Here is a 13,704-nt window from a genome sequence, read left to right as displayed (position 1 = left end):
GACGACGGAGTACCCCTTCAGTTCCAGCGCCCACTTCCAGTGAGGTGGCGAGGGACTGTCGGCAACCTGCACGGAGGCAGGCAATGGTGATCAAGCACGTGGGCAATTCGAGTGCCGAGGCTGTTCCCGAGCCACTCGATCGTGAAGAAATGGAGCGGGTTCTGGCGCTGCTGCTGGCCAGTCCGTTGTTCGCCAAGTCCAGGCGGATGGGCAGCCTGCTGCGGTTTCTGGTCGAGCATGACCTGCAAGTGTCGAACCTTCCGCTGACCGAGCATGCCATCGGCATCGCGGTGTTTCGCCGTGACCCGGCGGTGTACTGCACGGGCGACGATCCGGTGGTGCGGGTGCAGATGGGCCGGTTGCGGCGCAAGCTCGCCAGCCATTACGCGACCGTCGGCCAGCACGATCCTGTGCGCCTGAGCATCCCGGCCGGTTGTTATCGCCTGGCGTACCAGCGGCTGCGGCCCAAAGGGCTTGGCATGCGCCATCCTGTTTTGCAGATCCAGCCGTTTACTTGCATCACTGCCGATGGCGATGACTTTACCCGGGGCTTGTGCGAAGAGTTGAGTTGCCGGCTGTTTGAGTCGTTCGAGCAGACGCAAACCCAGGCGAACCACGTATTGATGAAGGTGCCGCGAAGCAGCGCAAAAACACCGGACCCGGTGCGGGTGGGGCGCGGCAGCTATTCCCTGGAGGGCAGCGTGCGGGTGGAACCGAGCCGTGGCCGCGCCTCGGTGCGCCTGATTGATATCGCTCAAGGGCGGATTCGCTGGTCAGAGCAGTTCGATCGCAATCGACCGTACGGCATCGCTACCCAGGAAGATCTGGCGGAATCCATCTGTCGCTCATTGACCGGCTATTTCGCCCGGGCAGATGCCTCCTGAAAGGAAGGGGGCAACCGCAAGGTTGCCCCCCATGCGACGGTTACACGGTTTTCCATTCACCGCCTTCGTAGAGGCGGGCGGCGTCATTAGCGAAGGTCAGGTCGATTTCGATGGACTTGGAGCGCGAGGTGCTGAACATGGTGCTGGTCTGCACGTTCTGTTCGAACCACACGAGAATGGTCTCGACCGGAGTCAAAACGGTATTGCCGGTGACCACCTGGTTGACCGCCACGTAGATGGGCGTGCTGACCTGGTTGCCATCGATGCCGGTGGACAACTGGTTGACCCCTGGGTGAATGGGCGCGTAGTTATTCACCAACGTGAAGGAGACGTCGGGACCTCCCGTCACCGCAGCGCCCATCAGGCCGCTGGAGTCGAGTATCGAGGTTTGTCCCAGGCCAATATTGACGGTGTTGGTCGACGCTTTGACGGTGACGTTGTCCTTGAACACGTTGGAGGCGAACAGCTGGTACTGGGGCGTCCAGCTGAATTCGTTGTTGCTCAAGTACGCGTCATAGGACTGCCAGACCACGTTGTAATCTTCCGTACCCACCTTCTTGGCAAAGCACAGCTTGTAACCGGATTTTTTGAGTAGCGTCAGGTCGCCGGCGGCGATCTCGATCGTGACCACTTTTTGTGTAGCTGCCAGGGTTGATCTCAACACCTTGCCGTAGTCGGCGTGAGTCAAGGCTCTGGTGGCGCCCAGGATAGATTTGACGGCCTCTTGCACGTCATTTTGAAGTTGTTGGCCGTGTTCGCTTAAAGCAATTGATTTGCTCATGGTTTCCCTATTCCTTGGTGGTGTGTTGGGCAATCAATGGGCAGCGGGCATCGAATTGCACAAGCGGCACCCGTGACAGGTCTCCCATGCCTCCGTCGGGGGAGGCGGGCGGTGCCGATGATGTGTCACAACCCTGTAAGCACATTGACGGCTTCACTGTAGGGACACCATGCGGGGCGGCGAAGTGTCTTGGCGTTACATTCGAAAGGGGCACGGACCCGGTACGGATCAGGCAGGTAACAAGCGGCGTATCGCTGGCGTATCAAGGGGAGAAACAGCAGGGCGGCCGTTCGACCGCCCCACCGTGGCCTCAGTGCGCCGCAGTGCTTGCCTTCACGTCAGCCCAGACGAAGTTCCAGCTGTTGCGTTTGCCTTTGGCAATCTCGATCAGCTTGTTCTCATAGTGGGTGTGATTGACCGTGCCGGTGTAGGTCAGCTTTCGGCTCTCGTTGTTGCCCGTCACCGTGCCCGGTGTGCCGCCAACGTCGGTCATGGCTTTTTTCATATCGGTTTCCGACGGGGCACTCTTATCGTTTTTTTCAACGGTTACGAAACTCATGGTGTCACCTCTTCCGTGATGGGGGGATCGGTGGGCGACAGGGTCGATACGCGTTCACGTCCGTGTCATCACACCGAAGCCATACTCTATTGGCCGGCCGAGTGGCGCAGAAGTGACAACACGGCTTGTAAGGTAACAACGCGGATACAGCTGAAAACGGGTCGCGTAACCCGGACGTATCAGCCATCCGATGACGAAGCACTGATGACCCTGTCGGAGCGGGCTTGCCCGCGATGAGGCTTTCACATTCAAAATCTATGTTGACTGATACACCGTCATCGCGGGCAAGCCCGCTCCCACAGGGATGGGTGGTGACACATAAATCTCGGGCACCCTACCGCGTCAGCCAATCATTCGTTTGATCGATGACGACCATCAATAAACGCAAGTTCTGTTTTTCCGCCAAGGGAGGAGGATAGCGTTATGTCGAACTCGCCATTGAAGGAACCTGTGCGATGAGAATGTCTACCTTGCTGGCTTTTGTCGCCGTGTTGACCGGCAGTGTTGCCGCCACCGTGCCTGCCTATGCGGCCGATCAGTCCTGCCACTTTCTCCCGGTAGGCGATAGCACCGCCAGCTTGCAACACGCTCAATCGGTGGGTGTGCTCTACAGCGAGAATACTGTCGAAACCCTGCAATACCTTGAGCAATACCACGCTGTTGCGTTGAATGGCGCGAAGAATCCTGCGCTGGATTCGCGGATCAGCAATGCGTTCGTCACCAGTTCCGACCCGAAACGGGCGATCAATTGGCTGATGGCTTCGCTGCAGAAAGAATTCGCCTCGGTGACCGTTTACGACAACCTCGACGCGGTGGTGCAAGCCCATCCCGACGTGGTGGTGATGCTGGACACTTACAGCCGTCTGGTGTCGAAGCGCAACAACCAGGTCGAAGCGCGCTTCCTGGCCAAGTTTTACGACTCTAACCTGCAATACATCGGCAAGGCCGAAGGCTCACGTGAACAACAGATGCCTTCGGTGTGGGTGCATGACAAGGCCGCCCCGCAGATCGCCGCGCAAATCGACCAGCAAACCGCGCTGCAAATCAACGCGCTGAAGCAGTTCGATGCGTCGCTGAAAGCACTGGTGACGTCGGGCAATGTGGCGCAAGTCGCCAACAATTGACGCCACCCGATCGTTCATCGGGTGGCCTCACAGGCTGGGGTCAATCCTTGATCACATAGCCATAGGCCCGAATGCGACCCCCTTCTTCTTTCAAGTACACGCCCTGAAGTTCCGGGGTGAAGCCGGGCAGTGAGTTGATACCGTCCTCCAGTGCCAGGAAATACTTGAGCACCGCACCGCCCCAAATTTCTCCGGGCACTACGCAGAGCACGCCAGGTGGATACGGAAGGGCACCTTCGGCGGCGATACGACCGTCCGCCTCTGCCAATGCCACCAACTCAACGTTGCCGCGAATGAATTCGAATTGGGCCGCCTGAGGGTTCATCGCCTTTTTCGGGAAGTGTTCCTTGCGGAACATTGCCTTCTGCAATTGCTGGACGTTGTGGTTGCGGTAAAGGTCGTGCATTTCTTGGCAGAGCTGGCGGATCGTGTAGTTGCGATAGCGCTCTTCGTACCGCGCATAGATCGCCGGCAACACCCGGCTCATCGGTGCGTTATCGTTGACGAAGCGTTCAAAGCGCGCAATCTGCGCGGCCAGATGGGTCATCTTCGCCCAGTCTTCGGCCGGCGTGAGCAGGAACAGAATCGAGTTCAAGTCACACTTTTCCGGAACGATGCCGTTCTCCCGCAGGAAGTTGGCCAGGATGCCGGCGTGAATCCCGAAGTCGGTGTAACTGCCATCTACAGGGTCGATGCCCGGGGTGGTAAACAGCAACTTGCACGGGTCGATGAAGTACTGCTTGTCTCCATAACCGGAGAAAGCATGCCAACGATCTTTCGGATGAAACTCGAAAAACCGGATGTCATTGGCGATTTCTTCAGTGGGATAGTCTTCCCACGCGCGCCCTTCGATGGTGTCGGGTACGAACGGGCGGACCATGGTGCACGCTTCCAGGATCAACTTGCGCGCATCGATGCCGAACTTCACGCAGTCTTCCCACAGGCGCAAGCCGCTGCGCCCTGAGTGGATGCGCGCGTTCACGTCCAGTGAGGCGAACAGCGGGTAAAACGGGCTGGTAGACGCCTGGGCCATGAACGCATTGTTCAGCCGCGCATGGTTGCAATAACGGGCCTGGCCCTTGATGTGGCGGTCTTTCTTGTGAATCTGCGACGCCTGGGAAAATCCTGCCTGCTGTTTGTGCACCGATTGGGTGACAAAGATGCCGGGATCGTTTTCATGCAGATCCAGCAGCAGCGGCGAGCAATCCTTCATCATCGGGATGAACTGTTCATAGCCCACCCACGCCGAGTCGAACAGGATGTAGTCGCACAGTTTGCCGATGCGATCGACGACTTGTCGGGCGTTGTAGACGGTGCCGTCGTAAGTCCCCAGTTGAATGATCGCCAGGCGAAACGGCCGTGGCAGGTTGGCCCTGTCCGGCGCGACTTCGCTGATGAGTTCGCGCAGGTAGGATTCTTCGAAGCAATGGGCGTCAATCCCGCCGATGAAGCCATAGGGATTGCGCGCGGTTTCCAGGTACACCGGCGTGGCGCCAGCCTGGATCAACGCCCCTTGGTGAACGGATTTGTGGTTGTTGCGATCGAACAGCACCAGGTCGCCAGGGGTGAGCAGGGCGTTGGTCACGACTTTGTTGGAGGCTGATGTGCCATTGAGGACGAAGTAAGTCTTGTCGGCGTTAAACACCTTCGCCGCATGTTTTTGCGCCAGAAGCGCCGGGCCTTCGTGGATCAGCAAGTCGCCGAGCTTGACGTCGGCGTTGCACATGTCGGCGCGAAACAGCGTCTCGCCGAAGAAATCGTAGAACTGCCGGCCAGCCGGGTGTTTGCGAAAAAACTGGCCGCCCTGGTGGCCAGGGCAGGCGAAGGTCGCGTTGGCCGATTCGGTGTAGTGTTTGAGCGAGTCGAAGAAGGGCGGCAACAGGCTCTCTTCGTAAGCCTTCGCTGCCGTTTCCAGTTGGTGACCATGGTATTCGGCGTTGTTGCGCGAAGGATCAAAAATGCCGTTGACCTGCAGCAGCACATCTTCAAGGTGCTGGTAGACGTCCCGGGCGCGTGTGCCGGTGCCGGGAGCGGTGACCAGGAAAATCGGAATATCAAAACCGGTCCGCTGGATGTCTTCCAGTGCACCCGATAACACATCCTCCACCGAGAACACCGCGACCGCGACGTCGGTGTAGTCGGTTTGATTGAGCGGGACCACTTCCCGTGAAGTGTGGAAACAATCAAACACGGAATCACTGGCAGCTATTTTCAACGCTTTCATGCGGGGAATCTCCTAGCGACATTCACTTGTCTGCTGTTTTTAAAGAGATCAATTTCCAGGGGCGCCTTAATGGCACCCCGATCCAGAATAATGCCAACACTGGTTATAGATCATGACTTGGAACAGTTTTCGATTTGTTTAGCCCTTGCCGAGGATTGCCAACAGGCGCTGCACCGCCTCGGTTTCGACGGCGCCTTCGTTGGCGCCTTCCTGAAACACCGCGCAACTGGCCGTGTCGTTGCCGTTAACGCAGCGATAGACCGCGACGACGCTGCCCGGTCCGCCGCCGGTATGTCCGCTCAAGGTCAAGCCACCTTCCACTTCGCCCTGCATCAGGCCCAGACCGTAACCTGGTGAAAGCCACGGGCGTCCGGGAATCGGTCCACCCAAGGCGTGAACCGTTTGCATCTCTCGCAGCAACGATTCAGCAAAGAGGTGTCCGGCCAGCAGGCGGTCCAGGCCCAGGGCGGCTTCATCCAGCGGACCGACCAACAAACCGTGATAGACCCAGCCGGGATCGTAGGTGGACGCTGCGCCCATGTTTACACCCGCCAGATCGGTGCGCGTCGTGGCCAGGCGTGTGCGCGATAAGCCGAGGGGTGAAAACGCCCGTTGGGTCAGTGCCTCTTCAAGCGGCAGGCCTGTCGTGCGTTCAATCAGTCTGGCGACATACAGGTAGCCGACGTTCGAATAACGCCAACCGTCTCCCGGTGTATAGCGCAACCTGGTGGCGTCAAGACGCTGCAGCATGTCATCGGCCAGCCACGGGGTGTCATCGCGGGCCACGGCAGCGTGGTAGTCGGCGAGCTCGCCATAATCCGCCAGCCCGGCCTCATGCCGCAGGAGTTGGCGCAGTGTGAAGGGGCCTTCTGGCACCACGTCGTCCAAGCTGATCAAGCCATCACGCACCAGTGTCAGGGCCGCCGCCGAGAGCAGCGTTTTGGTATAGCTCCACCAGGGAACTGTTGTCTCGGGTTGTGCAGGCGTGAGCGGTGAACCGTTGCGTACAAGGGAAAAAACCATGGGTAACTGCTCTGGCTTGGGGCACCGGGGAGTGTGCCAGAAAACAATCAAGCCCCACGCACTCTCACCAACAACGCATCCCGACGCGATCTCACCAGCAACACCTACCCGACGCAATCTCACCAACAACGCCGACCCTGTAGGAGCTGTCGAGCTTGCGAGGCTGCGATCGGCTGCGCAGCAGTCGTAAACCCTGAGTTCCGGATACATCTGGCACACCGCGTTGACTGGTTTTACGACTGCTGCGCAGCCGATCGCAGCCTCGCAAGCTCGACAGCTGCTACGGATTGAGTTACGGGTCGGCATTAGCCATCGACCTGATTGTGTTTACGCGGTGGTTTGGCTAATCTCGCATAAACACGCAAAAACAGGCATAAGCATGCAAGATCAGCATTCAGCAGCGGAGCTGCCCCAGCTCCGTCGTCAGAAAATTCTGCTCATCCTCGAACGCGACGGCAAGGTCATGGCCTCCGAGTTGAGCCAGCATTTCGCGGTGTCGGAAGACACCATTCGCCGGGATCTTTCGGAGCTTGCCGCCGCTGGCCTGGTGCAACGGGTGCACGGCGGGGCGTTGCCGCGTCCCAAGGACACGGGGAAAGATTACTTCACCCGGGTCAGCGAAACCGATGAGGTGAAAACCCATCTGGCGCAGCTTGCGGCCGCTCGGGTGGAGGATGGGCAAATCGTGATGTTCGATTCCGGCACCACCACGCTGCAGATCGCGCGTTCGTTGCCCTTGGACATTTGCATCACCGCGATCACCACCTCGCCGATGACGGCGATTACTTTGGCCGAGTACAAAGGCATCAAGGTGATTCTGGCGGGCGGGCAACTCAACCTGGCGACGATGTCGGTCAGTGGCCACGAGACCGTGCGTTTGTTGCAGGGGATCAAGGCCGATCTGCTGTTCACCGGGGTGTGCGCGATTCATCCGGAGGTTGGCATCAGCTCGCTGCATTACGATGAGGTGCCCGTGAAACAGGCGCTGTTCGACAGTGCCTCGCAGGTGATCGCTGTCACCACGGCGGACAAACTGGGGGCGGTGGAGCCGTTCGTGGTGGCGCCGTGTTCACGTCTGCATACGCTGATCACTGAGCGTCATGTGGCGACGGGGAATATCGAGGATTACCGCAAGCTTGGGATTGAAGTGGTGCAGGCGGACGCTTGAGTCTTTTGGCATTGTGTTGGATGTGCCGGCCTCTTCGCGGGCAAGCCCGCTCCCACAGGGATCTTGGGTGGCCACGGGTTTCGAGTCGTTGAAGATCAAATTGTGGGAGCGGGCTTGCCCGCGATGGCGGTGGGGCGGCTGGCAATTTGTTGTGGTTTTACCACAGATTCCAATCAGCCATGAACCAACGCAATCGCAAACGACACCACGATCATGCAGGCAAACGCAAAGTTGAGATTCATGAGGCCAACGTCCGATCTGTTAAAAGTGGTGCCATATTGAACAGGTCGCAGGCAAATAAAAAATTCGGCTTCATGATTTAAAAGATCAAAGAAAATGATGATTGCCGGCTACGGCTTGCTTACTGCGCACCAAACATCACCGTCCAGTAAATCCCCGCATCACTTTTCGGATCGACCGCATAGGCCGCCCCTGCATCACGGAACTGTGGGTTCATCAGATTCGCGCCGTGGCCGGGGCTGGCCAGCCAGCCATCGCCCACCTTGCGCCCGGTGTCTTGCCCGGCGGCGATGTTTTCGCCGATTTGTTGAGCGTCATAGCCCGCCAGTTCCGCCCGGTCGCCCGGTGTGCGGCCATCGCGGTCTTTGTGATCGAAGAAGTTGTTATTGGCCATGTCCCGGGAATGCGTTTCGGCGGCTGTTCCCAGGATGGCGTTCCAGGTCAGCGGCGTGGTGGCAGCGAAGGATTGTGCGCCGCACTGTTGGGGCCGGGTGCGGGCGACATTGAGCTCGGCCAGCAGTTTCTGGCCTTCCGCCTGCCAATCACCCAGGCGCGCGCTCAACAGCGGACGAGCCACCACGATGCGCCATTCGCGGGCCTGGCGGCTGACGCCGACATCGACGAATTGCGGGTCGAGCACGATCTGGCAAAAAGTCTCCTGGATCGCTTTCATCGCCGCGGCCGCATCACGCGGCCCGGACAGGCTGATCGCCTGCACGTTCTTCATGGGATAACCCGCGGTCGCCATCGCCTGCTGCAAATTGCCGATGCTGGTGGCAGACAGCGCCAGTCGTGGATCGGCTGACAGCGGCGGCAGCTCCGATGAGACCTGGCCGGCGCAGCGTTGCAACTGGCTGCGGTAGACGTTGATCGACTCGATCAGCTGTGACTCGTCGCCCGCCACGGCGTTGGCAGCGAACAGCAGTCCCACCGACAACCCGGCAAGACGCATAGCGGATGATGTGAAGCGCATGGAAATCCCCCTTGAGCAGATTGCGCCCATGATGCGCGAAGTTACCCCATCAAAGGCAACGGATTTTCCAGAATGTTAGGAGAGGTGTGCAATCATTTCACTACTACACTGAAACGATACTGCCCACTGAGTCATTCCCGCCATGCGCCTCGACTGGTTAGCCACCTGCCTCGCGATCACTCTGCTTGCCGGCCCCGCATTCGCTGCGGATCAAGAGCAAAAACAAAAAGTCGCCGAAGACAAGGCCGAGGTGCTTGAGCAAAAAGCCGCAGAGACCCCCAGCCCCGCACCGGCGACGAAAGCCCAAGCCATTACCCAGTCCGAAGTCCAGGCCGTGGACCCCGCCGGCGTCGCACCGCTGGACGACGCCATCACCTGCCTGGCCCGCTCCATTTATTGGGAAGCCAAAGGCAAGGATTCCGCCGACATGGAAGCCGTCGCCAACGTCGTCATGAACCGACTCGGCCACGAGGGTTTTCCGGATACGGTGTGCGGTGTGGTCAAGCAAGGCTCCGAGACCAAGAGCTGCCAGTTCTCGTGGTGGTGTGACGGCAAGTCCGATTCGGTTCAGGAAGAGGGCCCTTATTCAATCGCCAAGGAAATCGCACGCAAGGCGTTGAACAAGCAACTGCCGGATCACACTAATGGCGCGCTGTATTTTCATGACCGCACCGTGAAGCCGGTGTGGGCTAAGGAATACATCAAAACCGTGGATATCGGCTTGTTCCGGTTTTATAAGCCGCGTGGTGGGGACGCCAAGTAGCAGCGTCGATTTTCGACTGTTTTTTCAAGACATACCTCAACGTTACCGAAACTGAAATATTTCTGTTTTATAAGTTTCACGACGCAACCGTGCGTAAGTGAAGCCATAAGCAGGAACTTCAGATGAAGCTGACGAGGGTGTTGACCAGGAACAGTTGGCAGGCAGGCGTGGTCCGGGCGAACGCCTCATGACCATTCTCGTCACCGGCGCCGCCGGTTTCATCGGCTTTCATACCGCCCGGCGCTTGTGCCTGGACGGTCATGAAGTGGTCGGGATCGACAACCTCAACGACTACTACGACGTGGCGCTCAAGCAGGCGCGGCTTAAAGAGCTGGAGTCCTTGCCGGGTTTTCGTTTCCGTAAAATGGACATCGTCGATAAACCGGCGTTGCTGGCGTTGTTCGACGAACACCGGTTTACCGAGGTGGTGCATCTGGCGGCGCAGGCCGGCGTGCGTTACTCGCTGGACAACCCGGATGTTTACGCTCAATCAAATCTCGTGGGTTTCCTCAATGTGCTGGAAGCCTGCCGGCACCATCGCCCTGACCATCTGATCTATGCCTCGAGCAGTTCGGTGTACGGCACCAACAGCAAAATGCCGTTCAGTGTCGAAGACCCGGTCGATCACCCCATTTCACTGTACGCCGCCAGCAAGCGCGCCAATGAACTGCTGGCGGACAGCTATTGCCATTTGTATGGCCTGAAGGCCAGCGGCCTGCGCTTTTTTACCGTCTACGGTCCTTGGGGCCGACCGGACATGGCGCTGTTTAAATTCACCGACGCGATCCTCAACGGCCTGCCGATCGACCTCTATAACCAGGGCCAGATGTCGCGCGACTTCACCTACATCGACGACATCGTCGAAAGCATCGCCCGCCTGCGTTCGCGGCCGCCGGTGCCGGGTGATGCTGACGCAGGCGCCAACCGACTGTTCAACATCGGTCGCGGCATGCCGGTGGCGTTGCTGGATTTCGTCGAGTGCCTGGAGTCGGCGCTGGACAGACAGGCGCTGCGCAATTTCATGCCGCTACAGGCCGGCGATGTGGTCAAGACCTGGGCCGATGTATCGGCACTGGCGGAGTGGGTCGGCTTCCGTCCGCAGGTGACGGTTGAAACCGGTGTGACGGAATTCGTGAAGTGGTATCGGCAGTTTTATCGGATTTGAATGGGGTACTGCCGTCTGTAGGCGCTGGCTTTCCCGCGAAGGGGTCCTCAGGGGCGCCTTCGCGGGCGGGCCAGCTCCTACAGGGATTGCGTTATTTAGGAAAAATGAGGGACTCCATGAGCCAAGACATTTTTGTATCGGTACTGATTCCAGCGAAGAATGAAGCGAACAACCTTAAGCCCTTGCTTGAGGAGATACGTGTGGCGCTGGCCGACGAGTCTTATGAAATTATCGTGGTCGACGATGGCAGTACCGACGCCACGTTGCACGAGTTGCGGCAGATCAAAAGCAGCGGCCTGGACACCTTGCGCATCCTGCGTCATGAACGTTCGCTGGGGCAAAGCACCTCGCTCTACCATGCGGCGCGCGAGGCTCGCGGGCAATGGCTGGCAACGCTCGATGGCGACGGGCAAAACGACCCGGCGGACATCCCCGGCATGTTGGCGCTGGTGCGTGGCGAGCGGGGCAGGGGCGACGTGCAATTGGTCGCCGGCCACCGCACCAACCGCCGCGATACCGCAAGCAAACGCTGGGCCTCGCGTTTCGCCAACGGCCGGCGCCGCCGCCTGCTCAGGGACGCCACCCCGGACACCGGTTGCGGATTGAAGCTGATCGAGCGCGTGGCGTTTTGGCGCCTGCCGTATTTCGACCATATGCACCGCTTCATTCCGGCGCTGATCCAGCGCCACAATGGGCGAATGATCGTCCACCCGGTCAACCACCGACCGCGCACGGCCGGCGTGTCCAAGTACGGCAACCTCGACCGCGCGCTGGTGGGCATTCTCGACTTGATCGGCGTCTGGTGGCTGATCAAACGCACACGCCTGAACACCAACGCCCAGGAGGTGGACGCATGACCCTTTCACGCGAAGTCCTGTGGCTGGTGATCGGCTTTGCCGGGCAGATTGCGTGTGCCGGGCGATTCGTCTTGCAGTGGCTGTACAGCGAATACAAGAAACGCAGCGTGATCCCGGTGAGCTTCTGGTACTTGAGCATTGTCGGCAGCACCTTGCTGTTCGCCTACGCGATTTACCGCCAAGACCCGGTGTTCATTGCCGGTCAGGCCTTTGGTTCCATCGTGTATCTGCGCAACCTGCAATTGATCGCCAAAAGCAAAAACATCAAGGAATAAGTCATGCGCCGAACCCTATCGCCCAGGGTCGAATGCCTGGGCCTGATGCTGCTTGCCTTGCTGTTGATCGGTGCCGGCCTGGGGCTGCGTTCGGCGCAGAACGTCGATGAGGAACGGTTCCTCGGCGTTGCGCTGGAAATGCTGAATAACGGTTCGTGGTTGATTCCACATCGCGCCGGGGAAATTTACGGCGACAAACCGCCGATTTTCATGTGGACGGTGGCGTTCTTCGTCTGGCTTACCGGCAAGCCCAACATCGCCCTGTACATTCCGGGGCTGTTTTCGGCGGTGACGGTGACGGCGATGGTCTACGACCTCGGCCGTCGGCTGTGGAATCAGCGCGTCGCTCGCACGGCCGCGCTGCTGTACCTGGCGACTTACCAGACCTACAGCATCCTGCGCACCGGGCAGATCGACAGCTTTTTGATTCTGTTCACGTCGCTGGGCCTGTACGGGTTGGCGCGTCACCTGTTGCTGGGGCCGGCGTGGCGCTGGTTTTACGTGGGCTGTGCGGCCATGGGCATCGGCGTGATCACTAAAGGCGTCGGCTTCCTTCCAGCGCTGATGTTGATCCCGTATGCCTACGCGGTGCGCAAGGATTGGCCGGGTGTGGTGGCCATGCCGGGCGATGCGCGCAAATGGTTGCTGGGTTTTGTGGTGATGCTCGGGGCGATTGCGATCTGGCTGCTGCCGTTGGCGGTGTCCATTGCGTTCAATGACGCCGCTGACGAAGTGGCCTATGCGCGGGAAATCCTTCTGCGCCAGACTGCCGGGCGCTACGCCGCCGCGTGGCATCACCGCGAACCGTTCTGGTACTTCTTCGTCAACGTCATTCCGCAGTATTGGCTGCCTTTGGTTTTGGTGTTGCCGTGGCTGGTGCCGGCCTGGCGCAGACAGTTGAGCAAACGCGACGGCCGGGTGCTGGTGCTGCTCGGTTGGGTTGCGCTGGTGGTGCTGTTTTTCTGTATCAGCAGCGGCAAACGCAAGTTGTACATCTACCCGGCGCTGCCCGGATTGGTGCTGGTGGCCGCGCCGCTGATCCCGTGGCTGCTGCAGCGCTGGTTCCGCCAGCGCCCACGGTTTCGACGCGCATTCCCGGCGCTGGTCGTGACCTGGTTTGTGCTGTGGTTCGCCCGTGGTTTCATCGAGCCGGTCAAGGACGGGGTCAATCCGGATCAGGTGATCATGACGCAGGCGAATACCCTGAGCCACGGCGCGGAGCTGGTATTGGTCAACTGGAGCGAGGGGCACTGGTTGTTCGCCCGCCAGCCGATCGTGCATTTCGGCATGCTCGATTCCACGGTGGAGAGGGCTGCGCAATGGCTGCGCGAACATCCGCAAGCCTACGCGTTGGTGCCGGATGAGGTGCTGGGTCGCTGTTTCAACCCCGAGGCTGCCCGTGAACTGGGTAAAACCTCTGGTGCGCAGTGGTCGATTGTGGGTGTCGATGCGGATAACGGCAAATGCCCCCCCGAGCCGTCATCCACGGTCTATCGATTCAACTGGCCGCAGATTGTGGGTTACACGGTTTTTGGCGAAAACCGGCCGCTGGATGTCGTACGCGCCGATACACCAGATAAGCCATAACACGATCCTTGTAGCAGCTGTCGAGCTTGCGAGGCTGCGCTCGGCTCTGTAGCAGCTGTCGAGCTTGCGAGGCTGCGTTCG

Annotated in this window: 13 protein-coding genes; 8 read left to right on the top strand and 5 right to left on the bottom strand. The window is 59.4% G+C overall.

What is annotated here, in order from left to right:
- The first annotated feature begins 83 nt into the window (after positions 1–83).
- Positions 84–884: a hypothetical protein gene (locus AEQ67_RS19960; RefSeq protein ID WP_059405548.1), complete on the top strand. Its 801-nt coding sequence runs from the start codon at positions 84–86 to the stop codon at positions 882–884.
- Positions 885–924: 40 nt separating this feature from the next.
- On the opposite strand, the gene AEQ67_RS19955 is transcribed toward AEQ67_RS19960, so the two are convergent.
- Entirely contained in the window at positions 925–1,665 is a 741-nt protein-coding gene (locus tag AEQ67_RS19955; protein ID WP_059405547.1) for a hypothetical protein, read from the bottom strand.
- A 310-nt stretch (positions 1,666–1,975) separates the two neighbouring features.
- The gene (locus AEQ67_RS19950) at positions 1,976–2,224 is read right to left on the bottom strand and encodes a hypothetical protein (RefSeq protein WP_059405546.1); all 249 of its coding nucleotides are present in this window, start codon (positions 2,222–2,224) and stop codon (positions 1,976–1,978) included.
- Between the two features lie 455 nt (positions 2,225–2,679).
- Here AEQ67_RS19950 and AEQ67_RS19945 point away from each other — a divergent pair, with 455 nt between their 5' ends.
- Positions 2,680–3,348, top strand: coding sequence for a hypothetical protein (locus tag AEQ67_RS19945; protein ID WP_059405545.1), 669 nt, complete (start codon positions 2,680–2,682; stop codon positions 3,346–3,348).
- A gap of 40 nt (positions 3,349–3,388) precedes the next feature.
- Here AEQ67_RS19945 and speF read toward each other — a convergent pair whose 3' ends face one another.
- Together speF and AEQ67_RS19935 are read right to left on the bottom strand one after the other, a co-directional pair.
- Positions 3,389–5,572 carry an ornithine decarboxylase SpeF gene (gene speF / locus AEQ67_RS19940; protein WP_059405544.1) on the bottom strand — a complete coding sequence of 728 codons (2,184 nt, stop codon included), beginning with the start codon at positions 5,570–5,572 and terminating at the stop codon, positions 3,389–3,391.
- A gap of 138 nt (positions 5,573–5,710) precedes the next feature.
- A complete protein-coding gene (locus AEQ67_RS19935; RefSeq protein WP_059405543.1) occupies positions 5,711–6,595 on the bottom strand; it encodes a serine hydrolase domain-containing protein in 885 nt (294 codons plus the stop codon).
- 379 nt (positions 6,596–6,974) lie between these two features.
- Here AEQ67_RS19935 and AEQ67_RS19930 point away from each other — a divergent pair, with 379 nt between their 5' ends.
- Positions 6,975–7,763 (top strand): DeoR/GlpR family DNA-binding transcription regulator, encoded by a 789-nt coding sequence (locus tag AEQ67_RS19930; RefSeq protein ID WP_059405542.1) that lies wholly within the window; start codon positions 6,975–6,977, stop codon positions 7,761–7,763.
- A gap of 361 nt (positions 7,764–8,124) precedes the next feature.
- Here AEQ67_RS19930 and AEQ67_RS19925 read toward each other — a convergent pair whose 3' ends face one another.
- A complete protein-coding gene (locus tag AEQ67_RS19925; protein WP_059405541.1) occupies positions 8,125–8,976 on the bottom strand; it encodes a CAP domain-containing protein in 852 nt (283 codons plus the stop codon).
- Positions 8,977–9,118: 142 nt separating this feature from the next.
- Between AEQ67_RS19925 and AEQ67_RS19920 the strand changes: the two genes are divergently transcribed.
- The 5 genes from AEQ67_RS19920 (at position 9,119) to AEQ67_RS19900 (ending at position 13,623) form a co-directional block, all read left to right on the top strand.
- On the top strand, positions 9,119–9,739 hold the full coding sequence (locus AEQ67_RS19920) for a cell wall hydrolase (RefSeq protein WP_059405540.1): 621 nt from the start codon (positions 9,119–9,121) through the stop codon (positions 9,737–9,739).
- A 187-nt stretch (positions 9,740–9,926) separates the two neighbouring features.
- Complete coding sequence (locus AEQ67_RS19915; protein ID WP_059405539.1) at positions 9,927–10,904, top strand: NAD-dependent epimerase; 978 nt, start codon at positions 9,927–9,929, stop codon at positions 10,902–10,904.
- 116 nt (positions 10,905–11,020) lie between these two features.
- Positions 11,021–11,761 carry a glycosyltransferase family 2 protein gene (locus AEQ67_RS19910; protein ID WP_059405538.1) on the top strand — a complete coding sequence of 247 codons (741 nt, stop codon included), beginning with the start codon at positions 11,021–11,023 and terminating at the stop codon, positions 11,759–11,761.
- Positions 11,758–12,036, top strand: coding sequence for a lipid-A-disaccharide synthase N-terminal domain-containing protein (locus AEQ67_RS19905; RefSeq protein ID WP_059405537.1), 279 nt, complete (start codon positions 11,758–11,760; stop codon positions 12,034–12,036). The genes AEQ67_RS19910 and AEQ67_RS19905 overlap by 4 nt, the downstream gene beginning before the upstream one ends.
- Positions 12,037–12,039: 3 nt before the next feature.
- On the top strand, positions 12,040–13,623 hold the full coding sequence (locus tag AEQ67_RS19900; RefSeq protein ID WP_082377920.1) for an ArnT family glycosyltransferase: 1,584 nt from the start codon (positions 12,040–12,042) through the stop codon (positions 13,621–13,623).
- Positions 13,624–13,704 lie beyond the last annotated feature (81 nt).

This window comes from Pseudomonas sp. RIT-PI-q (assembly GCF_001297125.1).
Taxonomy (GTDB): Bacteria; Pseudomonadota; Gammaproteobacteria; order Pseudomonadales; family Pseudomonadaceae; genus Aquipseudomonas.
Note: the sequence above shows the minus strand (reverse complement) of the source record. Positions and strands in the feature narration are given on the sequence as shown.

Excerpts from the sequence above, each read along its gene's own strand:
- AEQ67_RS19960 (WP_059405548.1), top strand. The coding sequence starts at position 84 with ATGGTGATCAAGCACGTGGGCAATTCGAGTGCCGAGGCTGTTCCCGAG.
- AEQ67_RS19955 (WP_059405547.1), bottom strand. The coding sequence starts at position 1,665 with ATGAGCAAATCAATTGCTTTAAGCGAACACGGCCAACAACTTCAAAAT.
- AEQ67_RS19950 (WP_059405546.1), bottom strand. The coding sequence starts at position 2,224 with ATGAGTTTCGTAACCGTTGAAAAAAACGATAAGAGTGCCCCGTCGGAA.
- AEQ67_RS19945 (WP_059405545.1), top strand. The coding sequence starts at position 2,680 with ATGAGAATGTCTACCTTGCTGGCTTTTGTCGCCGTGTTGACCGGCAGT.
- speF (WP_059405544.1), bottom strand. The coding sequence starts at position 5,572 with ATGAAAGCGTTGAAAATAGCTGCCAGTGATTCCGTGTTTGATTGTTTC.
- AEQ67_RS19935 (WP_059405543.1), bottom strand. The coding sequence starts at position 6,595 with ATGGTTTTTTCCCTTGTACGCAACGGTTCACCGCTCACGCCTGCACAA.
- AEQ67_RS19930 (WP_059405542.1), top strand. The coding sequence starts at position 6,975 with ATGCAAGATCAGCATTCAGCAGCGGAGCTGCCCCAGCTCCGTCGTCAG.
- AEQ67_RS19925 (WP_059405541.1), bottom strand. The coding sequence starts at position 8,976 with ATGCGCTTCACATCATCCGCTATGCGTCTTGCCGGGTTGTCGGTGGGA.
- AEQ67_RS19920 (WP_059405540.1), top strand. The coding sequence starts at position 9,119 with ATGCGCCTCGACTGGTTAGCCACCTGCCTCGCGATCACTCTGCTTGCC.
- AEQ67_RS19915 (WP_059405539.1), top strand. The coding sequence starts at position 9,927 with ATGACCATTCTCGTCACCGGCGCCGCCGGTTTCATCGGCTTTCATACC.
- AEQ67_RS19910 (WP_059405538.1), top strand. The coding sequence starts at position 11,021 with ATGAGCCAAGACATTTTTGTATCGGTACTGATTCCAGCGAAGAATGAA.
- AEQ67_RS19905 (WP_059405537.1), top strand. The coding sequence starts at position 11,758 with ATGACCCTTTCACGCGAAGTCCTGTGGCTGGTGATCGGCTTTGCCGGG.
- AEQ67_RS19900 (WP_082377920.1), top strand. The coding sequence starts at position 12,040 with ATGCGCCGAACCCTATCGCCCAGGGTCGAATGCCTGGGCCTGATGCTG.